General features: G+C 60.1%; 21 protein-coding genes. 11 read left to right on the plus strand and 10 right to left on the minus strand.

The features are described 5' to 3' along the window. Positions 1 to 220 precede the first annotated feature (220 nt). Positions 221 to 1,069 carry a 3'(2'),5'-bisphosphate nucleotidase CysQ gene (cysQ, locus tag ACYAR8_RS25165; protein ID WP_463581383.1) on the minus strand — a complete coding sequence of 283 codons (849 nt, stop codon included), beginning with the start codon at positions 1,067 to 1,069 and terminating at the stop codon, positions 221 to 223. After that, positions 1,066 to 1,632: an ADP compounds hydrolase NudE gene (gene nudE, locus ACYAR8_RS25170; protein WP_074889934.1), complete on the minus strand. Its 567-nt coding sequence runs from the start codon at positions 1,630 to 1,632 to the stop codon at positions 1,066 to 1,068. Before nudE ends, cysQ begins: the two co-directional genes overlap by 4 nt. A 96-nt stretch (positions 1,633 to 1,728) precedes the next feature. On the opposite strand from nudE, the gene yrfG reads away from it, so the two are divergent. Further along, positions 1,729 to 2,391, plus strand: coding sequence for a GMP/IMP nucleotidase (yrfG, locus tag ACYAR8_RS25175; protein WP_463581384.1), 663 nt, complete (start codon positions 1,729 to 1,731; stop codon positions 2,389 to 2,391). A 161-nt stretch (positions 2,392 to 2,552) separates the two neighbouring features. Here the strand turns inward: yrfG and lysM are convergent, their stop codons facing one another. Beyond that, positions 2,553 to 2,999 (minus strand): peptidoglycan-binding protein LysM, encoded by a 447-nt coding sequence (gene lysM / locus ACYAR8_RS25180; RefSeq protein WP_074889939.1) that lies wholly within the window; start codon positions 2,997 to 2,999, stop codon positions 2,553 to 2,555. Between the two features lie 171 nt (positions 3,000 to 3,170). Between lysM and ACYAR8_RS25185 the strand changes: the two genes are divergently transcribed. The 4 genes from ACYAR8_RS25185 to ACYAR8_RS25200 all read left to right on the plus strand — a co-directional run bounded on the left by ACYAR8_RS25185 (position 3,171) and on the right by ACYAR8_RS25200 (position 8,091). After that, positions 3,171 to 4,058, plus strand: coding sequence for a LysR family transcriptional regulator (locus tag ACYAR8_RS25185; RefSeq protein ID WP_108122668.1), 888 nt, complete (start codon positions 3,171 to 3,173; stop codon positions 4,056 to 4,058). A 94-nt stretch (positions 4,059 to 4,152) separates the two neighbouring features. Further along, a complete protein-coding gene (fdhD, locus tag ACYAR8_RS25190) occupies positions 4,153 to 4,992 on the plus strand; it encodes a formate dehydrogenase accessory sulfurtransferase FdhD (RefSeq protein WP_074889944.1) in 840 nt (279 codons plus the stop codon). A 2-nt stretch (positions 4,993 to 4,994) separates the two neighbouring features. Beyond that, positions 4,995 to 7,325 (plus strand): FdhF/YdeP family oxidoreductase, encoded by a 2,331-nt coding sequence (locus ACYAR8_RS25195; RefSeq protein WP_175514167.1) that lies wholly within the window; start codon positions 4,995 to 4,997, stop codon positions 7,323 to 7,325. Positions 7,326 to 7,629: 304 nt separating this feature from the next. Beyond that, on the plus strand, positions 7,630 to 8,091 hold the full coding sequence (locus ACYAR8_RS25200) for a glycine zipper domain-containing protein (RefSeq protein WP_463581385.1): 462 nt from the start codon (positions 7,630 to 7,632) through the stop codon (positions 8,089 to 8,091). 70 nt (positions 8,092 to 8,161) lie between these two features. On the opposite strand, the gene ACYAR8_RS25205 is transcribed toward ACYAR8_RS25200, so the two are convergent. Together ACYAR8_RS25205 and ACYAR8_RS25210 are read right to left on the minus strand one after the other, a co-directional pair. Continuing rightward, complete coding sequence (locus tag ACYAR8_RS25205; protein WP_074889950.1) at positions 8,162 to 8,590, minus strand: acyl-CoA thioesterase; 429 nt, start codon at positions 8,588 to 8,590, stop codon at positions 8,162 to 8,164. A gap of 52 nt (positions 8,591 to 8,642) precedes the next feature. Beyond that, a complete protein-coding gene (locus ACYAR8_RS25210; RefSeq protein ID WP_463581386.1) occupies positions 8,643 to 10,574 on the minus strand; it encodes a RecQ family ATP-dependent DNA helicase in 1,932 nt (643 codons plus the stop codon). Positions 10,575 to 10,818: 244 nt separating this feature from the next. Here ACYAR8_RS25210 and ACYAR8_RS25215 point away from each other — a divergent pair, with 244 nt between their 5' ends. Beyond that, positions 10,819 to 11,625 (plus strand): hypothetical protein, encoded by an 807-nt coding sequence (locus ACYAR8_RS25215; RefSeq protein WP_463581387.1) that lies wholly within the window; start codon positions 10,819 to 10,821, stop codon positions 11,623 to 11,625. A gap of 171 nt (positions 11,626 to 11,796) precedes the next feature. After that, the gene (locus ACYAR8_RS25220; protein ID WP_463581388.1) at positions 11,797 to 12,516 is read left to right on the plus strand and encodes a hypothetical protein; all 720 of its coding nucleotides are present in this window, start codon (positions 11,797 to 11,799) and stop codon (positions 12,514 to 12,516) included. A gap of 61 nt (positions 12,517 to 12,577) precedes the next feature. On the opposite strand, the gene ACYAR8_RS25225 is transcribed toward ACYAR8_RS25220, so the two are convergent. Together ACYAR8_RS25225 and hslO are read right to left on the minus strand one after the other, a co-directional pair. Further along, on the minus strand, positions 12,578 to 14,119 hold the full coding sequence (locus ACYAR8_RS25225) for a phosphoenolpyruvate carboxykinase (RefSeq protein ID WP_463581389.1): 1,542 nt from the start codon (positions 14,117 to 14,119) through the stop codon (positions 12,578 to 12,580). Between the two features lie 191 nt (positions 14,120 to 14,310). Then, the gene (gene hslO / locus ACYAR8_RS25230) at positions 14,311 to 15,213 is read right to left on the minus strand and encodes an Hsp33 family molecular chaperone HslO (RefSeq protein ID WP_463581390.1); all 903 of its coding nucleotides are present in this window, start codon (positions 15,211 to 15,213) and stop codon (positions 14,311 to 14,313) included. A gap of 98 nt (positions 15,214 to 15,311) precedes the next feature. On the opposite strand from hslO, the gene ACYAR8_RS25235 reads away from it, so the two are divergent. Continuing rightward, the gene (locus ACYAR8_RS25235) at positions 15,312 to 16,121 is read left to right on the plus strand and encodes a phosphatase PAP2 family protein (RefSeq protein ID WP_463581391.1); all 810 of its coding nucleotides are present in this window, start codon (positions 15,312 to 15,314) and stop codon (positions 16,119 to 16,121) included. 65 nt (positions 16,122 to 16,186) lie between these two features. Here ACYAR8_RS25235 and ACYAR8_RS25240 read toward each other — a convergent pair whose 3' ends face one another. After that, positions 16,187 to 16,588, minus strand: a complete 402-nt coding sequence (locus tag ACYAR8_RS25240; RefSeq protein WP_463581392.1) for an RNA-binding S4 domain-containing protein — start codon at positions 16,586 to 16,588, stop codon at positions 16,187 to 16,189. A gap of 118 nt (positions 16,589 to 16,706) precedes the next feature. On the opposite strand from ACYAR8_RS25240, the gene rimA reads away from it, so the two are divergent. Genes rimA through rimK form a run of 3 tightly spaced genes read left to right on the plus strand, consistent with a single transcriptional unit; the run spans position 16,707 to position 18,880 of the window. Next, on the plus strand, positions 16,707 to 17,480 hold the full coding sequence (gene rimA / locus ACYAR8_RS25245; RefSeq protein ID WP_074889973.1) for a S6 modification regulatory phosphodiesterase RimA: 774 nt from the start codon (positions 16,707 to 16,709) through the stop codon (positions 17,478 to 17,480). Positions 17,481 to 17,495: 15 nt separating this feature from the next. Then, complete coding sequence (gene rimB / locus ACYAR8_RS25250; protein WP_065987437.1) at positions 17,496 to 17,978, plus strand: retropepsin-like aspartic endopeptidase RimB; 483 nt, start codon at positions 17,496 to 17,498, stop codon at positions 17,976 to 17,978. Beyond that, on the plus strand, positions 17,975 to 18,880 hold the full coding sequence (rimK, locus tag ACYAR8_RS25255; RefSeq protein ID WP_065987438.1) for a 30S ribosomal protein S6--L-glutamate ligase: 906 nt from the start codon (positions 17,975 to 17,977) through the stop codon (positions 18,878 to 18,880). Before rimB ends, rimK begins: the two co-directional genes overlap by 4 nt. A gap of 81 nt (positions 18,881 to 18,961) precedes the next feature. Here rimK and ACYAR8_RS25260 read toward each other — a convergent pair whose 3' ends face one another. Next, entirely contained in the window at positions 18,962 to 20,275 is a 1,314-nt protein-coding gene (locus tag ACYAR8_RS25260; protein ID WP_065987439.1) for an ATP-binding protein, read from the minus strand. A gap of 166 nt (positions 20,276 to 20,441) precedes the next feature. After that, on the minus strand, positions 20,442 to 21,182 hold the full coding sequence (ompR, locus tag ACYAR8_RS25265) for an osmolarity response regulator transcription factor OmpR (RefSeq protein WP_065987440.1): 741 nt from the start codon (positions 21,180 to 21,182) through the stop codon (positions 20,442 to 20,444). Positions 21,183 to 21,306: the final 124 nt, after the last annotated feature.

The raw sequence follows: 21,306 nt of genomic DNA on the forward strand, positions 1-21,306 counted from the left end.
CGGGTCAGTGGGAATAAAGTCGCCTGACAGGGCGCTTTCGCGGGCAAGCGCGCTCCTACACGGGATCTGCGGCGGACGGTGGATCGCGGTCGTACGCAAAAAACCTGTAGGAGCCGGCTTGCTGGCGAACCCAATCTCTCAGCGCCATTTACGTCGCCTGACACGCTGCATTCGCCAGCAAGCCGGCTCCTACAGATTGATGTCCGGCCAGAGTAGACATTCAGCCAAGACGCTTCGCCAAGGCCAGCAACGCGTCGCGCCACGTGGCTTCCCCCGGCAACGCCAGAAAATACGAATTCAGCAGCGTCTCACGCGCCGGATAATCAAACGTGGTGCCGTCCAGGTTCAACACCACGCCGCCCGCGCCTTCCACCACACCCTGGGCAGCAGCGGTGTCCCACTGAGACGTCAGTGCCAGACGCGGATAGCAGTCAGCGGCCCCTTCGGCCAGCAGGCAAAACTTCAGTGAGCTGCCAATACTGGTCAGTTCCAATTCACCCACCACTTCCGACAAACCGGCCAGCAACTTCTGTTGCTCGGGGCTGGAGTGACGACGGCTGGCGACCACCGTGAATGCTTCCCCAACGCCCGGCTCATTGCGCACGCTGATCGGCGCCAGATGCTGCGAATCATCACTGCGCCACGCACCCAGGCCGGCGCCACCGAAATAGCAACGGTTGTTGGTCGGCATCGATACCACGCCAAACACCACGCGACCGTTCTCGATCAGCGCCACGTTGACGGTGAACTCTTCACTGCCGGCAATGAATTCCTTGGTGCCATCCAGAGGGTCCACCAACCACCAGCGTTGCCACTGACTGCGTTCGCTCAACGGGATGTTCGCATCCTCTTCGGAGAGGATGTGAATGGTCGGATCCAGCGCCTTGAGTCCCGCCACCAACAGCTCATGGGCGGCCAGGTCAGCGGCCGTGACAGGTGAGTCGTCCGACTTGACCGCGACCTCCACGCCGGAGCGCCAGAACGGCAGAATGACTTCCCCTGCCTGGCGGCAAAGCTCGATCACGGGGGCAAGCAGCGGGTGTGGCAATTGGGAAAATGTCGGGTTCATGGCAGGAAATCCCCACGCTCGGCCAGCAGGTCGCGGGCAAGGTATAACGCAGCCAGCGCGCGCCCCTCAGTGAACTGCGGGTTCTGAACCAGAGCGGAAAGCTCGCGCAGATTGACCTTGTCAACACGCATCGGCTCAGGCTCGTCGCCGGGCAGCGTTTCTTCATACAAATCAGTGGCCAGCACGACCTGAATTTTCTGGCTCATGTAGCCGGGCGAAAGCGACAGCTCGGTCAGGTGCACCAAGGTACGCGCGCCATAACCGGCTTCTTCCTTGAGCTCGCGATTGGCGGCGGCCAGCACGTCTTCGCCTGGTTCGATCAAGCCCTTGGGCAGCGAAAGCTCGTACTGGTCAGTGCCGCCGCAGTATTCCTCGATCAGCACGGCGTGATCCGCATCGAGCATGGCCACGATCATCACCGCGCCGTAGCCACTGCCGCTGCCGACCAGCCGCTCGTAGGTACGCTCGACGCCGTTGGAGAAGCGCAATTGCACTTCTTCAACGCGGAACAGACGGCTGCTCGCGACGATTTCGCGAGAGAGGACGGTAGGTTTCTGCTGCATGACGAGCTCCTTGGCGTAGACGGGGTACTATACCGTGGCTTTTGCGGATGTCTTCGCCGCAAACCCACGCGACTCATCCAACGCCGAGAGACCTGTATGCCTTCTTTGCCCTGGCGCGATATCGACACCGTTCTGCTGGATATGGACGGCACGCTGCTCGACCTGCATTTCGACAATCACTTCTGGCTGGAGCATCTGCCCAGGCGCTATGCCGAGGTACACGGTGTCAGCGTGGCGATGGCGCACATGGAGCTGATGCCGCTCTTCGAAAAAAATGCAGGCACCCTCAACTGGTACTGCACCGATTTCTGGAGTTCGGAGCTGAACCTCCCGGTGAAAGACCTGAAGGTAGAAATCGCCCACCTCATCGCCTTGCGCCCCGACGCCGAGACGTTTCTGGCCGCCATCAAACAGGCCGGAAAGCGGGTAATCATGATCACCAACGCTCACCGCGACTCGCTGTCGCTGAAGATGGAAAGACTGGAACTGGCGCCTTACTTCGAGCGCTTGATCAGCTCCCACGACTATGGCTACCCCAAGGAAAACCCGCAGTTTTGGGACGCGCTGCAAAACGACATCAAGTTCGATCCGGCGCGCAGTCTGTTCATCGACGACACCTTGCCGATCTTGCGCAGCGCAGGACGATACGGGATCGGTCATTTGCTGGCAGTGCGTGAGCCGGACAGCCGCAAAGGCCCGAAGGACACCGAAGAATTCGAAGCAGTTGAAGACTATCGGACGTTGATACAAGGTTTATGAGCACTGCAAAACAACTGTAGGAGCGCGCTTGCCCGTGAAAGATTCGTACACCCGATGCAGATCAGCAGGATGTACGATTTTTCGCGGGCAAGCGCGCTCCTACAATCAATCGCCGTACGGCCAATACAATTACCGAACGCCGTACGGTCAATACAACAGGATTACTCAGGAATACGCAGAACCTGACCTGGGTAGATCTTGTTAACGTCTTTCAGCATCGGCTTGTTGGCGTCGAAGATTTTCTGATACTTGTTGGCATCACCATATACACGCTTGGAGATCGCGCTAAGCGTGTCACCGCTCTCAACGGTGACGAACTTCGCAGCGGCAACGGCAGGTGCGCCAGCGGCAACAGTCAGCTGATCATCGACGCTACCAACGCCGGAAATGTTGCCGGCAGCCAGTACGACCTTCTCTTTCTCTTCCTGACTGGAGACTTCGCCCGTCAAGGTGATCTTGTCGCCGTCGACCGTCGCATGAACGTTGGGATTGCCCAACCCGACAGACTCGATGTGCTTTTTAAGCTCATCGCTGGCGTTGGCGTTTCCTGGGGTGAGCAGGTCGATAAGCTTCTCGCCGGCTTCCTTCACAAAACTGAACAGACTCATGGGTTACTCCTTGGTGTCGTCGTAGTGTCGTTGTGGTTTCCCGCGCAACATCTATTCCGCTGACATTGCCCGACAAAGCTCCGACCCGATGCCCCGTCTCAAGGTTTCAAGCCATTCGACGTTCGGTCACGATAGACTTCGCCGGGCCAGCCTGTGCCTCAAGGAATGAAGATGGACATTAAACAGCTGAAATTTCTGATCGCCCTCGACGAAACCCGCCACTTCGGGCAGGCGGCTGCGCGCTGCCATATCACGCAGCCGACACTGTCGATGCGGCTGCGCAGCCTGGAAGAAGAGCTGGATCTGCCGCTGGTCAATCGCGGCCAACGCTTCGAGGGATTCACCGCACCAGGCGAACGCGTCCTGGCATGGGCGCGCACGGTGCTGGCGGCCTACGACGGTTTGCAGGCTGAAGCGGCCGCCTGTCGAGGGAATCTGGTCGGCACATTACGGCTGGGCGTGGTGCCGCTGTCCAACTTCGATCCGCTGCCCTTACTGCAACGCCTGCATTCCCTGCACCCGAACATGCGCTTCGAGCTTTCATCGCTAAGCTCCGAGCAGATTCTCGATCAGCTCGCCAGCAACCGCCTGGACCTCGGGGTTTCGTACCTGGACCGACTGGACTCCGAGCGTTTTGACTCATTGCAGCTGGCCGAAACCCGCATGGGCGTGATGTACGACAAGCGTTACTTCAGTTTTGCCGAAGCTACTTCAAGCTGGGAAAGCCTGACCGAACTGCCCTTGGGCCTGCTCACCAGCGGCATGCACTTTCGGCAATCCATCGATCACAACTTTCACAGTCGCGGCCTTCATCCGCAGCCAATCATCCAGACGGACGCGGTGCATCAACTGCTGCAGGCGGTTCACGGCGGTTTCTGCTGCGCGATCATGCCGTTGGACGGTGGCCTTGAATCCCTCACCGAGCACCTGCGGCTGCAGCCTATTGAAGAAGCGCAGACCCTGGCCCGGCTCGGCTTGATCATGCGTCGCTCGGCACCGCGTTCGGCCCTGGCTGAAGCCTGCCTGGCGCTGTACCACACCATGATGGAAGGATCTTGATCGACGTCATCTATCGGTGCATCAGTACTAGCGATTAGACGTAATCCGACCGGAGGCCTAGGCTTAAGCCTAATTAATCTGCCGGTCACTCCCGATGCACGCCAAGCACATGGATATCACGGCGCCCGCACAACAACTGCCCGCGCCCGCCGCAAGCCAGTCCTACAGCTATTCAAACCTCGAACACGACGTCAGCGAGCCCAATGTGCTTGCCGAGGAAGTCGCGTTGGCGATTGCCTATAACGGCATCAGTCAGGCCGTCATGCTGGTCACGCCCACTGACCTCGAAGACTTTATCGTCGGCTTCAGCATTGGTAGCGGCCTCATCGAATCACCCGACGAGATCTACGACATCAAGCTCGGTGGCTGCGGCTCTGCGCAGACTGCGGAAGTCGAAATCGCCAGCCGCGCCTTCTGGAACCTGAAGACCCAGCGTCGGCAACTGGCTGGCACCAGCGGTTGCGGCCTGTGTGGTGTTGAAGCCGTCGAGCAGGCATTGCCCGAGCTCAACGTGCTGCCCGGCGCGCCTCTTCCCCCCGCCGAGTGGTTGAAAGGCCTGCGCGGGCGCATGGGTGAGTTTCAGCCACTGGGTGAACACTGCGGCGCCGTCCATGCAGCGATGTTCATGGACGCTCGCGGCGAAATTCTCTTAGGTCGTGAAGACATCGGCCGACATAACGCTCTAGACAAGCTGATCGGCGCACTGATTCGCCAGGACATCCCGACCACGGGCGGTCTGGCAATCGTCACCAGCCGCTGCAGTCTGGAACTCATTCAAAAGGTATTACGTGCCGGCATTCAGACCCTTGTCAGCCTGTCATCGCCCACCGGCCTGGCGCTGCAATGGGCCCGACGCCACAACCTCAACCTCATTCATCTGCCTAAACACAGTGCGCCGCGGGTTTACAGTCCTGCGTTGGAGAATCAAGCGTGAGCATGCATAAAGAAGCCGACAAAGTATCGACCCCTCGCTACAAGCCCTACAAAGGGCCGGCCGGCGGATGGGGCGCATTGATCAGCGTCGCCCACTTCTGGCTGACCAGCGATAACGCCCTGAAGAACATCCGCACGATGCTCAAGACCAACCAGAACGGCGGCTTCGACTGCCCGGGCTGCGCATGGGGCGATTCGCCGGAAAGCGGCATGGTCAAGTTCTGCGAGAACGGCGCCAAGGCGGTGAACTGGGAAGCTACCAAGCGCCGCGTCGACGCGTCCTTCTTCGCTCGTTACAGCGTCAGCTCGCTGCTCGAACAAAGTGATTACTGGCTGGAATACCAGGGCCGTCTGACCGAGCCAATGGTCTACGACGCCCAGAGCGACCGTTACAAGCCGATCGCCTGGGATGACGCCTTCGCGCTGATCGCCAAGCACCTGAACAACCTGCCAAGCCCCAACATGGCCGAGTTCTATACCTCAGGCCGTGCCAGTAACGAAGCGGCGTATCTGTATCAGCTGTTCGTCCGTGCCTTCGGCACCAACAACTTCCCTGACTGCTCGAACATGTGCCACGAGGCCAGCGGCGTTGCTTTGTCGCAAAGCGTGGGCGTCGGCAAAGGCACGGTGACCTTCGAGGACTTCGAGCACGCGGACGCGATTTTCGTCCTCGGCCAGAACCCGGGCACCAACCACCCGCGCATGCTGGAACCGCTGCGTGAAGCGGTCAAACGTGGCGCCCAAGTGGTGTGCGTCAATCCGTTGAAAGAGCGTGGTCTGGAACGTTTCCAGCACCCTCAGCACCCGCTGGAAATGCTCAGCAACGGCTCCGAGCCGACCAACACGGCGTATTTCCGTCCGGCACTGGGCGGCGACATGGCCCTGCTGCGCGGCATGGCCAAGTTCCTGCTGCAATGGGAACGTGAAGCCCAGGCGAACAACGAAGCGTCGGTGTTTGACCATACCTTCCTCAACGAACACACCAATGGCGTGCTGGAATACCTGGCCGCCATCGACGACACCTCGTGGGAATTCATCGTCGAGCAATCCGGGCTGCCACTGAGCGACATCGAACTCGCCGCGCGGATGTACGCCAAAGGCAAGAACGTGATCATGTGCTGGGCGATGGGCATTACTCAGCATCGCCATTCGGTGCCGACCATCCAGGAAGTCTCCAACCTGATGCTGCTGCGCGGCAACATCGGTCGGCCGGGTGCCGGTCTGTGCCCCGTGCGCGGTCACAGCAACGTGCAGGGCGACCGCACGATGGGCATCAACGAGCGTCCACCGGCGTTCTTCCTTGATGCGCTGGAGAAACGTTTCCAGTTCAAAGTGCCGCGTGAAAACGGCCACAACGTCGTCGAAGCGATTCACGCGATGCTCGAAGGCCGCGCGAAAGTCTTTATCGGTCTGGGCGGCAACTTCGCCCAAGCCACCCCGGACAGCCCGCGCACTTTCGAAGCCCTGAGCAACTGCGACCTGACCGTGCAGATCAGCACCAAGCTCAACCGCAGCCATTTGGCCCACGGCAAGGAAGCGCTGATTCTACCGTGCTTCGGCCGTACCGACATCGACATCCAGGCCGAAGGCCCACAAGCGGTAACGGTTGAAGACTCGTTCAGCATGGTTCACGCGTCCAACGGTCAGCTCAAACCGCTTTCGCCGCAGATGCGTTCCGAGCCTTCGATCCTGGCGGGTATCGCCAACGCAACGCTGGGCAAGCAGCCGGTGGACTGGCTGTGGCTCGTGGCGGACTACAGCCGCATCCGCGACCTGATCGCCGACACCATTCCGTCGTTCCAGAACTTCAACGAGAAGATCAAGAACCCGGGTGGCTTCTATCTGGGCAACGCCGCAGGCTCCCGTCGCTGGAATACGCCAAGTGCGCGCGCCAACTTCAAGGCGAACATACTGCCAAGCGACCTGGTGCACGAAAGCATCCGCGGGACAGGCATCGTGCCGGACCTGATCATGCAGTCGATGCGTTCTCACGATCAGTACAACACCACCATCTATGGCCTGGACGACCGTTATCGCGGCGTGAAAGGTCAGCGTGACGTGATGTTCGTAAACGAGGCCGACATCATCCGTCTGGGCTTCGTACCCGGTCAGAAAGTAGACATCGTGTCGATCTGGGGCGATGCCATCGAGCGCCGCGTGAAGGGCTTCACGCTGCTGCCGTTCGACATCCCGGCCGGCCAGGCTGCGGCGTACTACCCGGAAGTGAACCCGCTGGTACCGCTGGAAAGCGTGGGCGACGGCAGCAGCACGCCAACGTCCAAGTTCGTCGCGATCAAGCTGGAAAGGCATGCGGAGACCGCGCGGATCATTTGATCTGCGCATGTCCTATAGGAGTGAGCTTGCTCGTGAAGGGGATCTATCAACCGCTGGATAGTCAGCGGATGTGCCGACCCTCATCGCAAGAAAGCTCACCCTCCTCGCAGCTACAAAAAAAGGCCCGAATCGCGAGATTCGGGCCTTTATCAAGTAGCGTATGACTCATTACCCTGGCTTAGGTTCCCGAGCCAAAACAATAAGTTAGCGTTTTGTATACAGGTCGTGCTATTCGTCGGATTTAGATTGTGACATTTTCTTCATGATCGCAGGATCGCGGCGTCATCCCTATGAGCATACATACATGAAGTATTCCTCGATTCTGTTGTTGTCGTTCTCACTGGTCAGCGGTTTTGCCTCAGCAGGCGATAACGTGACGGCCGGCGTGGGCGGCGCATTGGGTGGGGTACTCGGCTCCGTCGTTGGCCAGCAGGTCGGCGGCAGCACAGGTTCGGCAATCGGTGCCGGCCTTGGCGGCGCGGCCGGTGGCGCAGTGGGCGCCAACCGCCGGAACCGTACCGAAGCCGCCATCGGCGGCGGCCTGGGCGCCGCTGGCGGTAACGTAGTCGGCCGTAGCGTCGGTGGCAGCACCGGCAGTCTGATCGGCGCAGCAGCAGGCGGCGGCGCGGGCGGCGCTCTCGGCAACTACATGGGCGACGAAAGCCGCCGTGACGACGATCGAGGCCGTGGCTACCGTGGCGATCGCCGCGACTACAAACACGGTCGCGGTCACGCATACGGTCACCGCAAGCACCATCGTGACTGATACCGTCGAGTCCGACTCGCGCACCTGACCCTGTGAACACCGGCCGCCCATGAAGCGGCCGGTTTCATTTTCAGACCACCAAACGCTCAAGGGCCTGCCGCAATCCCGGCGGGATCGGCACCGGCTGATTGGACGCCCGATCCACGAACACATGCACGAAGCGACCTGCCGCCCGCGCCTCGTCTTCCCCCGCCTTGAACACCGCCAGCTCATATTGCACCGAGCTATTGCCCAGCTTGCCGACCCGCAGCCCGACCTCGACCCGCTCCGGATAAGCAATCGACGCAAAATAATCGCACGACGAACTCACCACAAAGCCCACCACCTCACCGTCATGGATATCCAGCCCGCCCTGTTCGATCAGGTAGGTATTCACGGCGCTGTCGAAGAAGCTGTAGTAGGTGACATTGTTGATATGGCCGTACACATCGTTGTCGTGCCAGCGCGTCACGATCGGCTGGAAGTGGCGATAGTCGGCGCGCTGCGGGGTGTCGTTCATGTGGCTCCCTCCGGTTGTCTGTCGTTTTTTCCGCTCACGAAATCCGTGACTGCTATTGAATCTGGCCCTGAATCCATTCACGCACCTGGGCGTACGGATACGCCTCCAGCGCCGCAAACCCGCCGATGTTGCGGGCCTTGAGCCGGGTAAACATTGGCACGCTGATCCCGCAGAGAAACCGCGTCAGGCACTCAGCGCCCGGCTCATGCCCTCGAACCTCAAGGTGCTTGCCGACGAACTCGCTGCACAGGTCCGCGAAGTCCTGCTCGCTCAACGGTGTCAGGGCTGGCGGCTCGGGGAGCACCGCCACATGCCCCTCGCACACCGAGCAATGGCCACAATGCTCGGGCGCACGCTCGTCGCCAAAGTACTGGGCCAGACGATGACTGAGGCACTGCTCGCTGGCGAACAGCTCCAGCATCGCGTGGATGCGCGCGACTTCAGTCTTTTCGTGGTGGACGAAGTAATCATGCAGCTCTTCGCTCAGCACCTGTGCGTCGAAGTCGGCGGCGATCAGGCTGTAGACCTCCGTCATCTGCTTGCTTTCAAGTTCAATCCAGCCCTTTTCCTGAAAGAAATCCAGCGCCGTCACAACGCGCCCGCGCTCGGCCTGATACTGCTGATACATCGCGTCGAAGTTGACGGTTGCCCAAGTGCGCGCCCGGCTTGAGGTCTCGGTCAGCGCCTGCACGAATTCCCGTCGTTCGCCCTGAAAGCGCTGCACCAGCACTTGCGGCTCGATCAGGTATTTGAACCGGTATTCCGCGAAATACGAATAACGCGGCGCAATGATCCCGCGCAGTTCCAGCTGCACGAGCAGCGTCTTGAGCGGCAGTTGGCGGATGTTGCTGAGGTCCGACAAGGGCGCCAGCAGAAACTCCCACTGACTGTCATTACGCGCGCCTTGCAGATCTTCCAGCACCAACCGGATGCCTTCCTGCTCCGGTGTGTCGCCGTACACGAAGTTCTCCAGGACGTTCAGGCTGTCGCGATTGGCCAGCACCAGACAATCAGACGTCGCCCCGTCCCGGCCCGCACGCCCGATCTCCTGGCTGTAGTTCTCGATGGATTTGGGCAAATCGAAATGCACGACGTTGCGGATGTCGCTCTTGTCGATGCCCATCCCGAAAGCGATCGTGGCGACGATGCAGTTCAGACGCCCGTCCATGAACTGGCGCTGGATCGACTCGCGCTTATCGTGAAGCAGGCCCGCATGGTAGGCGTACGCCGGGATGCCGTTTTGAGACAAATGAGCCGCCACGAACTCGGCGGTCTTCTGCAGCGTGACGTAGACAATGCTCGGCTGCCCGGCCCGCTCCCCGAGCCACTCCACCAGACGCCTGCGCTTGTCACGGCCTGCAACGGGCTCAACTCGCAGCGTGAGGTTGGGTCGGTAGAAGCCGGTCGTCACCACATCGTCCGGCGCGATGCCGAACTTGCTCTGCATGTCATCGATGACTTGAGGCGTCGCGGTCGCCGTCAGCAGCAGCGCCTGGGGGATATTGAACTCGCGCTGATAGTCAGGGAGCTTGAGGTAATCGGGGCGGAAGTTGTGGCCCCACTCGGAGATGCAGTGCGCCTCGTCGACGACCAGCAGGGAAATCGGCACCTGCGTGATGAAGTGCCGGAAGCGCTCGTTCTTCAGGCGCTCGACGGAAATCATCAGGATTTTCAGCTCACCTGAGCGCGCCCTGGCCATGACATCGGCGACGTCATCGCGGCTCTGCGCCGAGTCGATGCTCGCCGCCGCAATGCCATGACGCTGAAGGAAAGCCAGCTGGTCCTGAATTAGCGCCAACAATGGTGACACCACCAGCGTCAGATGCGGCAGCAGCAGTGCCGGTAGCTGATAGCAGAGGGATTTACCGGAACCTGTGGGAAATATCGCTGCGGCGGAGCGACCCGCCAACACCGCACTGATGGCGGCCTCTTGCCCGGCGCGAAACTGCCGATAACCGAAAACCTGCTCGAGGGTTTGATGCATGTGCTGCCACTCCTTTGACCGTCGCAAGGGCATGAACCATAGCGCGGTGGGTCCGGGCGCAATACACCTAAACCATTACAGAAATATCGGACAGGATACATCCCGGACACGAACACCGCGCGCAATGCTGGCAAAACGTCATGCCGAGGATTAATCTCGCGCGACGTCTATTCAAGCGCTGCACGTCAGACGCCCCGGTCGACGGCAAACCGGTCGACAACACAAGATTCGCCAAGGAGAGGCAATGCAATCCACGCCACAGCCCGAGGATGACGGGCTCACCATGCAACGGCTGGCGCCCGGTCAGTTCGACGTTGTCCTCGGCTCCCACCCCGCCCGGCGCACTGCTGGATCCGGCAATGGCAACTGGCCGTTGAGTAGCGTTCTGATCTGCCTCGCGCTGCTGATCGCAATTATCTTTCTGATCGCCCAGATGTTTCGCACACCCAAGCCGGTAGCGAAGGTCATCCCCGCCCCGCCCATCGCGGAAGTCGTCAGCGAGCCCGATCCGATACAACCCGCTGCCCAAGTGCGTAACGTCGAACAAGTCGTTTATATCGCCCCCAAGGCTGATGTCTCGCAGCCCGCCACACCGCGGCCGCTCGACACCTGCCTGAAAGACGGCAACGTCATTGACCGGGAGGTCATCAACTGCCGCTTCGGCGAGGCACAGGCCAACGACGGCCATACCGCTCGCCCCCAAGGCATGGTTTCAGACCGCTACCTCGCCAACTACAAGACCGTAGCCGCCAAGCCCAAACCCGAGACCGCGCGACGCTATGAAGTGGCAGGCGTGTTCATCCGTGAAATTGACGGCCGCAATCGCTACGAAGCCCGCTATCGCATCTACAACAATCACGTCGAGGTCAGCAGCGTGTGCATGAACTTCCTCGCCGACAGCGTGGAACACCGCGAATGCCGCCGCGCCGCTGCGCCGTACTTCAAAGACATGTGCAGCGACTGGAGCAAACGCGTCGCCAAAGACAAGACTGACAAGAACAAACTGGCCCAAGAGCAATACTGCGAAGCCGCTCGGACGTATCAGCCTTGATTTCATGTCTTCGGCTTTGACGCCTCTCATCAGCGCTATTGCAGCGCAGCGAGCGGCTTCAACCCGATGGGCTAGCAACTTTTTACGCGACGTTGCGATCCTCCCTCCGAATTCATGGTCATACCTTTCGCCAAGCAGAGGCTTTCACGCCGATCACTTCAGGAAGACCCCATGATTCACACCCGTTACCTCCCGTTCTTGCTCGCTGCCACGATTGCCACCCTTGCGGGGTGCGGCGACAACGACGCCGACAAACCCGCTCCGGCCACTGCCGACGCGCGTGGCTTGTCGAAGTCAATGACGGTGGACGTGAGCGGCGCGCTCAATCTGCACTATCAGGCGACGGGGGATCAGGTCGGCCTTGGCTTCTTGCCCGGGAAACTGCCCGGCTCCAACTGGCTGACGCTGAGCGCGGACCAGGAAGCCGAAGGCGACCGTAATGAGGTGAGCATCGGGCCGATCCTCGGGTTCTCTTTCGACAACCCTGATCAAGAGAAAAAAGCGATCATGTTTCAGGGTGGCCGCGTCGAAGTGGCCCACGATGAAAACAGCGCTTCATACGACACCGGTTCGTACTATCAGTATTTCGATGCGGACAAGGGCGGCAACAACAGCAACGTCCAGCTCGTCTTCAGCAAAATCGAGAAACTCACCTCTCCCAACAAACTGCTCGACCGCTATCGGTTGATTGGTACGTTTCAGTTCAACGCAGCGCTGTCCCCTGAGCAACCCACCGACGAATGCACACGGGAAGCCGCTGCCTACGCGGCCGAGCACGGCGAACGCCATCCGGGGTTCGACGCGAAGCTGTGTAATGCGAAGAGCGTTGTGGCGAAGGGCAGCTTCGACATCACCCAGGACTTTCCGGTGACGACGAAGGCTGACGGCTAGCTATCGCGCAGGTATAAAAAAACCGCCCCGAAGGGCGGTTTCTTTTTGGCTGGTTCCGATCTTACAGCTTCGGACCCGCTGCCTTGATCGCGTCGCTCACTTCGAACTTCTTGAAGTTCTCGATGAACAGGCCGGCCAGTGCCTTGGCTGCTTCGTCGTACGCGGCTTTATCAGCCCAGGTGTTGCGCGGGTTGAGCAGGCCGGTTTCGACGCCCGGCACTGAGGTCGGGACGTCCAGGTTGACGGTGTCGAGGTGCTCGGTTGCTGCACCGATCAACGCGCCGCTCTGAATGGCCGCGATAACGCCGCGGGTGGTCGGAATGTTGAAGCGTTTGCCGACACCGTAGCCGCCGCCGGTCCAGCCGGTGTTGACCAGGTAGACCTTGGAGCCGAAACCGCGGATGCGCTTGATCAGCAGCTCTGCGTATTCGCCCGCCGGACGCGGGAAGAACGGTGCGCCGAAGCAGGTAGAGAACGTCGACTTGATGCCGGCGCCAGAACCCATTTCAGTGGAGCCAACCAGTGCGGTGTAACCCGACAGGAAGTGGTAGGCCGCTTGTTCTTCGCTGAGGATCGACACCGGTGGCAGCACGCCGGTCAGGTCGCAGGTCAGGAAGATGACTGCGTTAGGCTCGCCGCCCAGATTCTTCTCGGAACGCTTTTCAACGTGTTCGAGCGGGTAAGCGGCGCGGCTGTTCTGGGTCAGGCTGCTGTCGGCGTAGTCGGCATGACCGGCTGCGTCCAGCACCACGTTTTCCAGCACGGAGCCGTGCTTGATGGCCTTCCAGATGACAGGCTCGTTCTTCTCGGAGAGGTCGATGCACTTGGCATAGCAACCGCCCTCAATGTTGAAGACAACGCCTTCGCCCCAGCCGTGCTCGTCGTCACCGATCAGGTAACGGGTCTCGTCGGCGGACAGCGTGGTTTTGCCGGTACCGGACAGACCGAAGAACAGCGTTACGTCGCCGTCTTCACCGATGTTGGCCGCGCAGTGCATTGGCAGCACATCGGAAGCCGGCAGCAGGAAGTTCTGCACCGAGAACATGGCTTTCTTCATTTCACCGGCGTAACGCATACCGGCAATGAGGACCTTCTTCTGGGCGAAGTTGATGATGACGCAACCGTCGGAGTTGGTGCCGTCACGCTCAGGCACGCACTCGAAGTTAGCGACGTTGAGCACTTGCCACTCTTCACGACCGGCCGGGTTGTACTGGGCCGGATTGATGAACAGGCAGCGACCGAACAGGTTCTGCCAGGCAGTCTGCGTGGTCATCTTGACCGCAAGGTAGTGATCTTCGGCTGCGCCTACGTGCACGTGGGAAACGAAGTGTTCCTGAGCGTTGTTGAACGCCTCGACACGCGCCCACAGGGCGTCGAACTTGTCCGCCGGGAACTTGCGGTTGATCGGACCCCAGGCGATCGCGGCCTGGGTGGAGGGTTCGTCTACGATGAAGCGGTCGACAGGCGAGCGGCCTGTACGGTGGCCTGTTTCCACGACGAGTGCGCCAGTATCGGACAGCACGCCTTCTTCGCGTTTGAGGGCTTCTTTAACCAGATCGTCGACACTGAGATCGGTGTGAACGGCGTTATTGGCTTGCGTCATGAGATTCCCCGTCGGCTCGATGGCCGAGTGCTCCAAACGTTTTGTAGTAGAAAAACCAACACTACTACAGCTAAAAAGTGGCCGGATTATGCCAGAAAAGCCCAAAAAAGGTAGGGCCCTCCTGTCAGAACTACATGAAGAAGAGTCAAGCGGGCCGGGCGGAAAGCTTTCAGCGCAGGACCCGCACTACATTAATGGCGGGTATCGGAGGGGGTATCCACCCCACCCCCTGCAAACAGCTGCGCTACATCCGTTGCATCGAACAGATAGCGCTGATTGCAGAACTGACAGTCGATCTCCACCGCACCGTGATGCTCGATCACCAACTGCTGTGCATCTTCCAGACCAAGACTGACCAACGCATTGCCAGAACGTTCGCGCGAGCAGCTGCAACGGAACACCAGAGGCTGGACGTCGAACATGCGTACGACGTCCTCGTGGAACAGCCGTTTCAACACGGTTTCGTTGGTCAGGCTGAGCAATTCTTCGGCGGTCAGGGTGTCAACCAGCACATTGACATGCTGCCAGCTGGCCTCACGCTCATCCTGATCTTTCAGCTTCTCAGCCGGCAGCTGTTGCAGCAGCAGCCCACGTGCCCGCTTGCCGTCAGCCTTGATCCAGAAGCGTGTTGGCAGTTGCTCCGACATCACAAAATATTCAGACAGGCACGCCGACAGGTCGACACCGTCCAGGCCCACGATGCCCTGATAGCGTTTGCCCTGACGCGGGTCGATGGTCATGGTCAGGTCGCCATTGGGCATCAGGTCGAGCAGCGTGGCATCAGGCTTGACCAGAGTTTCGTCGTAGCGCGCAATGCCGCGCAGTTCACGCTCGCTGGAGCACTCGACCATCAGCAGCGACACCGGACCAAGCGAACGGGCCTGCAAAACCAGGAGACCGTCGAACTTCAGCGTGCCCACCAGCAGCGCAGCGGCGGCGAGCATTTCGCCGAGCAACTGGGCGACGGGCTCGGGATACGGGTGCTTGGCAAGGACCTCGGCGTAGCTGCGCTCAAGGGCGACGAGCTCGCCGCGCACGTCGCTCTCGTCGAAAATGAAGCGCTGGGTGTAATCGGTATCCGCAAAATCTGACATAAGAGAAGGTATCTGAATGGATGACAAAATGATGACAAGCGCCTATAAAGCGCGGTTTCGCACCGCTTGGTGCACTGTCATGCCGATGGGGGCATTTTATGGACTATCCCGCATTGTTCCAACCCAACTGGAACGCCAAAAAATTCCTGCTGTGTAATCTGGTGGCGCTGGCACTGCTACTGCTGTGGGTCTGGCCCACGGGACACGCGGCTTTCACTCACTTCGACGAAGGCCTGTTCCACCTGCTGAACCGCCCGCTTGAGCAAAACAAAGCGTGGCTGTGGACCTGGACAGTCGCCAGCATGCGACCCTTCGATATCGTCGTTGGCCTGATTCTGCTCACGCTGCTTATAAAGGGCGAGTGGGTGTTCAAATCCTTGCAAACCCGTGCCGCACTGATCGGCTTTGTGCTGACGCTGATCCTGCTGCTGATCATCCGCACGGTGTTTTCCAAGATCATCGACCACAGCGCGCTGCAACATGACAGCGCGTCGGAGATTATTCCTGATGCCATCAAGCTCAGCGAAATATTCCCGGAGCTTGAAGACAAGTGGCAGCTCAAGGACCGTTCCAGCCAGAGTTTCCCGGGTGACCATGCCTCGGTGCTGCTGATCTGGGCGATGTTCATGAGCGTCTACAGCCGCACGGTCGGCCAGCGCGTGGTCATCTGGGTGCTGGCGCTCCTGTTCATGATGCCGCGCCTGGTCGCCGGCGCCCATTGGGGTCAGGACGATTACATTGGCGGCGTGATGATCGCATTGCTCGCGCTGGGCTGGAGCTGCTACACCCCGTTTGTGGCCATCGCTACCGGGTTTGTGTTTCGCCTGACTGCACCGGTCTTCAACTTGATGGGCCGCCTGCCGCTGCTCAAATGCCTGAGCATCAACAGGCAGGGCTCTCATTTGTAAGCTGCCTGTCGCTACCGAGCCATCCGGGGTCGATGAATTCGCGATCCCGGAATGCTGCGAGACCGTCAGTCGTCACCCGAACGAAAATGAAACAATTGCCGGCGCTGCTTCTTGGTCGGCCTGCCGTCAGTCGTCACGCCCAGGCTTCCGGCCTTGCGCATCTCGGCGGCTTGCTCACGTTTGGCGAGGCTCTCCGGGGTTTCGCTGTACAGCAACTGAGCCTCGGGGGCGCCTCGGCGGATGATCGACAACGCTTGGACCACCACAGTCCGCTCATCGAAGCCCGCTCTGATCTGGAACTCATCCCCCACGCGCGGCTCTTTTCCCGGCTTACAACGCTCGCCCCGGCAATGAACCTTGCCGCTTTCAATGGCGGCTTTTGCCAGCGCACGCGTCTTGAAGAAGCGCGCCGCCCAAAGCCATTTGTCCAGACGGACTTTGTCGTCCTCGTCTGCCTTCTGTGTCATCTGAATTCCTCAATCGTGCAATGGTCAGAATCGTACTACGTCACGCCGGGGACGCAGTAACCGCCACCCTCGTTTACACTGCCCACCAAGACTAAAGCGCCGGCTTCAGGAGAACGACGTGACAGACTTCCCAACGTCATTGACTGGTGGGTGCCAGGGCTGCAGAGAAAGCTCCGCGCTGGATTTCGAATTTGAATTCGCCTATCAGCCTATCGTGGACGTCCGCGACCGTTCGGTATTCGCTCACGAGGCGTTGGTGCGTGGCGTCAACGGCGAGGGTGCCCCCTCTGTACTGAACCGGGTTGACGACACCAACCGTTACCGTTTTGATCAATTGTGCCGAACCCGTGCGATTTCAACTGCCGCCCGGCTGGGAATGGATGAATGCCTGTCGATCAACTTCCTGCCCAACGCGGTGTATCGCCCAGAATTGTGCATTCGCAGCACCCTTGAAGCGGCTCGAACCCACAACTTTCCGCTGGACCGGCTGATCTTCGAGACCGTTGAAACCGAGCACGTGTGCAGCAACAGCCACCTGACCAACATTCTTCGCGAATACCGCCAGTTTGGTTTCAAAACCGCAATCGACGACTTCGGCGCCGGGCACTCGGGACTAACCCTGCTGGCTGACTTTCAGCCTGACTTGATCAAGCTCGACATGGCGCTGGTGCGCAACGTCCATCTGGATCCCGCTCGACAAGCCATCGTGCGCGCCATTGTCACAATGTGTACGGACCTGAACGTTACAGTGATCGCCGAAGGCATCGAAGACGCAGCCGAACGAGACTTCCTCGCCGAATGCGGCATTTACCTCATGCAAGGCTTTTGGTTCGCCAAGCCTGCATTCCAGGCGCTGGCGCACATCAATGCCGACGCCTGGCAGAACGTGTAAACGAACGGAACCGCTTTGAAAACATTTGACCATCTGACAGTCATCGGCCTCCGTGAATGGGTGGCTTTGCCCCATCTGGGCGTGGCCGGGCTGCGCGCTAAAATCGACACGGGTGCCAGCACTTCCAGCCTGCACGCAACAGAAATAGAACCGTTCGAACGGGACGGCGAGAAATGGGTGCGCTTCAACGCGCACCTGGGGACGGTGGTGCAGCTGCGTCATCGTCGCTGCGAGGCTCAACTGGTGGCGATGAAAACCATCAAAAGCTCCAACGGCCACGCTCAGGTTCGCTACGTCATTCGTACGACGCTGGCGCTGGGGGATCGGGTCTGGCCGGTGGAGTTCACGCTGGCCTGCCGCAAGGCGATGCGCTACCGCTTGCTGCTGGGTTCCAAAGCCCTGATTGACGGCCAATTGGTGGTCAATCCGGGTGTTACATATATTCAGGACAAGCCGGTGTTCCCGGCTTCAAATCTCTCTGCCACAGGTGCTGCATGAAGATCGCTGTGCTTTCGCGAAACCCGCGTCTGTATTCAACTCGTCGTCTGGTCGAAGCTGGAATCCAGCGCGGCCACGAGGTCGTGGTGGTCGATACCCTGCGCGCCTATATGAACATTGCCAGTCATAAGCCGCAGATCCACTACCGAGGAAAACCCCTGGAAGGTTTTGATGCGGTAATACCCCGCATCGGTGCCTCCGTGACCTTCTACGGCTGTGCCGTGCTGCGTCAGTTTGAAATGATGGGCGTGTTCCCGCTCAACGAATCCGTTGCCATCGCGCGCTCCCGCGACAAGCTGCGCTCGCTGCAGTTGTTGTCACGTCGAGGCATTGGCTTGCCCGTCACCGGCTTCGCCCACTCACCGGACGACATCCCTGACCTGATTCAGATGGTCAACGGCGCACCCCTGGTGATCAAGGTGCTCGAAGGGACGCAAGGTATCGGCGTGGTGCTGTGCGAAACCGCGACCGCGGCCGAGTCGGTGATCGAGGCCTTCATGGGGCTGAAGCAGGACATCATGGTGCAGGAGTACATCAAGGAGGCCGGTGGCGCCGATATCCGCTGCTTCGTGGTGGGTGACAAGGTCATTGCGTCGATGAAGCGTCAGGCGAAGCCCGGGGAGTTCCGCTCCAACCTGCATCGCGGCGGCACCGCCAGCCTGATCAAGATCACCCCCGAAGAGCGTATGACGGCCATTCGCGCGGCCAAGGTCATGGGCCTGAGTGTCGCGGGCGTTGATATTCTGCGCTCCAACCACGGGCCGCTGGTGATGGAAGTGAACTCGTCGCCAGGCCTTGAAGGCATTGAAACCACAACCGGCAAGGATGTCGCGGGGATAATCATCGAGTACATCGAGAAAAACGGCGGGCCGCACATGACCCGCACCAAGGGCAAGGGCTAACGCCCAAGCCTGTTTTTGCACGGAGGCTTTGGCTGCGAGCGCGCTACACGCCCATGGCCTCCAGGCAGAATCACAAACGGATCAATCGGCATCCCGCGGCAGCAATAACCCCAATGGCAGCCGAACTCTGGCCTCCAGCCCGCCTCCCGAACGATTACGCAACTCGACATTGCCACCGTGCATCGCGGCGATCCGCTTGACGATCGCCAAACCAAGCCCTGTCCCCTTGCCGCTTCTGGCGCGGTCGCCACGGATGAAGGGGTTGAAAATGCCCTCCAGCTCCGACGGGTCGATCCCCATACCCCGATCCAGCACGCTCAGCACCACGTAGGGCGCACCGCTGTCGCCGGAAACGTAGGCTGCCACCTCAACCCCGTCGCCGGCATGGTGCATCGCATTGCCGATGAGATTATTGAGCAGCCGTTTCATGGAAACCCGCCGCAGCGGGAAAGGCGGAATGGACTCCAGGCACAGGCGGACCTGCTCTACCGGATTGTTGTAAGGCGCGACAACTTCGTGGACCAGCTCAACCAGATCGACTTCTTCGACTTCTTCATCACGCCCGTCCCGGATGAATGCCAGGAATTGATCGAGGATGGCATCCATGTCTTCGATGTCGCGAACCATGCCCTCCATGAACTCGTTGTTGGTTGGCATCAGTTCAAGGGACAAACGCAGCCGGGTCAGAGGCGTCCGCAAATCGTGAGACACCCCGGCCAGCATCAGTTCGCGCTCCTGCCCGGCCTGCTCCACGTCTTCGGCCATCTGGTTGAACGCGCGGTAGACCTCGGTTATCTCGCTGGGCGTATCGCCCACCGGCAACCGCACGCTGCGGCCCTGGCCTAACTGGCGGGCGGCAAAAACCAGCCGTTTCAGCGGCTGATTGAGCTGGCTGACGAAGATCCATGCCGACGCCGTAGAGAGCAATCCGATTGCCAGGAACCAGCCCAACACGCTCCAGATTTTCTGCCCTCGCAACGGATGCGGGTACAGCGGCACTTTCAGCCAGCCATCACCGAGACTCGGCGCCCTCACCCACAGCGCGGGGGGCGCGTGAACACGCAGTCGCACTTCGGTGTCGGCGCCCAGCTCATCCTGCATCTGCCGTTGGTAGATTTCGGAGTACGGCCAGTGCTGCTCGCCTTCCGGTACGCCGCCGCCCACCACGCGGATCAGTCCGGCGGCGTCAGCGATGGTCTGCCGGTCACTCTCATCGGCCGCCCAGTAAGCCCGCAAAGTGAGTGCAACGCCGTGGCTGTATTGGCGATCGACCAGAACATCCTCGTTCATCAGCAGGTAGACGAGGGTCAGCGCCTTCGAAAACAGCACGACAATGAGCACCAGCCACAGGGTGCGGGAGAAAAAACTTTGCGGGAACCAGAGCGGTGTCTTCATAACAGCAGCTACACACTTTGCGGAAGCGAGCCGGGCTCGCGAATTTGCGGAACACATGACACAGCAAAAACCAGTCACGCCAATGGCCGCTTTCGCGAACATCGAGGTGACTGGCTAACGTAGGCGGGCGTGAGACAGGCCCGGCAGATTACCGTCGAACTTGCTGTTACTGCTTGTTGGCACCGTCTGGCACGAAAACATAACCCACTCCCCAGACCGTCTGAATGTAACGCGGCTTGGCAGCGTCCACTTCAATCAGACGACGCAGACGGGAGATCTGGACGTCGATGGAGCGCTCCAGCGCGTCCCACTCACGGCCACGGGCAAGGTTCATCAGTTTGTCCCGCGTCAGCGGCTCACGGGCGTGCATGACCAGCGCTTTCAACACGGCGAATTCACCGGTAGTGAGCATATGCACTTCATCGCCACGCTTGAGCTCGCGGGTGGCGAGCGACAGCGCGTAATCGCCAAAGGTGACGGTTTCGTCTTCCGTGGCCGGCGCGCCAGGTACGGGTGCGGATTGACGACGCAGCACGGCGCGAACGCGGGCCATCAATTCGTCAGGGTTGAAAGGTTTTGCGAGGTAGTCATCAGCACCGAGCTCGAGGCCCTTGATGCGGCTGAGCTCGTCGCCCTTGGCGGTGAGCATGATGATGGGGACTTGATTGTTCGCGGCGCGCAGGCGGCGGCAGGCGGACAGGCCGTCTTCGCCCGGCAGCATCAGGTCAAGCACCACGAGGTGAAACACTTCGCGCGCCAGCAGCCGATCCATTTGCTCCACGTTGGGCACAGCCCGGGCGCGGTAGCCCTTGCTGTTGAAAAAGCGTTCTAGCAGGCTGCTCAAGCCCGGGTCATCGTCAACGATGAGGATTTTCTCGCCTTCAGCCGTTTGTGCAGTGCTGCTCATTGGAAGCTCCTTTGATCTCGGCGCGCATTATGGCGTAGCTGCAGTTATGCGCACCGTGTGCATTGTTAGCAGATTTTTCCTGAATCCACATGGGTGCTCTCGTCGACTCACCTGAGGGCAATTC

This window comes from Pseudomonas sp. HP_01, assembly GCF_055284355.1.

Bases quoted from the DNA above. Each gene is read 5' to 3' on its own strand.
- nudE (WP_074889934.1), bottom strand. From the start codon at position 1,632: ATGCAGCAGAAACCTACCGTCCTCTCTCGCGAAATCGTCGCGAGCAGC.
- ACYAR8_RS25195 (WP_175514167.1), top strand. From the start codon at position 4,995: ATGCATAAAGAAGCCGACAAAGTATCGACCCCTCGCTACAAGCCCTAC.
- ACYAR8_RS25225 (WP_463581389.1), bottom strand. From the start codon at position 14,119: ATGACGCAAGCCAATAACGCCGTTCACACCGATCTCAGTGTCGACGAT.
- ACYAR8_RS25185 (WP_108122668.1), top strand. From the start codon at position 3,171: ATGGACATTAAACAGCTGAAATTTCTGATCGCCCTCGACGAAACCCGC.
- yrfG (WP_463581384.1), top strand. From the start codon at position 1,729: ATGCCTTCTTTGCCCTGGCGCGATATCGACACCGTTCTGCTGGATATG.
- ACYAR8_RS25235 (WP_463581391.1), top strand. From the start codon at position 15,312: ATGGACTATCCCGCATTGTTCCAACCCAACTGGAACGCCAAAAAATTC.
- lysM (WP_074889939.1), bottom strand. From the start codon at position 2,999: ATGAGTCTGTTCAGTTTTGTGAAGGAAGCCGGCGAGAAGCTTATCGAC.
- ompR (WP_065987440.1), bottom strand. From the start codon at position 21,182: ATGAGCAGCACTGCACAAACGGCTGAAGGCGAGAAAATCCTCATCGTT.
- ACYAR8_RS25240 (WP_463581392.1), bottom strand. From the start codon at position 16,588: ATGACACAGAAGGCAGACGAGGACGACAAAGTCCGTCTGGACAAATGG.
- ACYAR8_RS25210 (WP_463581386.1), bottom strand. From the start codon at position 10,574: ATGCATCAAACCCTCGAGCAGGTTTTCGGTTATCGGCAGTTTCGCGCC.
- ACYAR8_RS25205 (WP_074889950.1), bottom strand. From the start codon at position 8,590: ATGAACGACACCCCGCAGCGCGCCGACTATCGCCACTTCCAGCCGATC.
- ACYAR8_RS25220 (WP_463581388.1), top strand. From the start codon at position 11,797: ATGATTCACACCCGTTACCTCCCGTTCTTGCTCGCTGCCACGATTGCC.
- ACYAR8_RS25215 (WP_463581387.1), top strand. From the start codon at position 10,819: ATGCAATCCACGCCACAGCCCGAGGATGACGGGCTCACCATGCAACGG.
- ACYAR8_RS25260 (WP_065987439.1), bottom strand. From the start codon at position 20,275: ATGAAGACACCGCTCTGGTTCCCGCAAAGTTTTTTCTCCCGCACCCTG.
- rimK (WP_065987438.1), top strand. From the start codon at position 17,975: ATGAAGATCGCTGTGCTTTCGCGAAACCCGCGTCTGTATTCAACTCGT.
- ACYAR8_RS25200 (WP_463581385.1), top strand. From the start codon at position 7,630: ATGAAGTATTCCTCGATTCTGTTGTTGTCGTTCTCACTGGTCAGCGGT.
- hslO (WP_463581390.1), bottom strand. From the start codon at position 15,213: ATGTCAGATTTTGCGGATACCGATTACACCCAGCGCTTCATTTTCGAC.
- fdhD (WP_074889944.1), top strand. From the start codon at position 4,153: ATGCACGCCAAGCACATGGATATCACGGCGCCCGCACAACAACTGCCC.
- cysQ (WP_463581383.1), bottom strand. From the start codon at position 1,069: ATGAACCCGACATTTTCCCAATTGCCACACCCGCTGCTTGCCCCCGTG.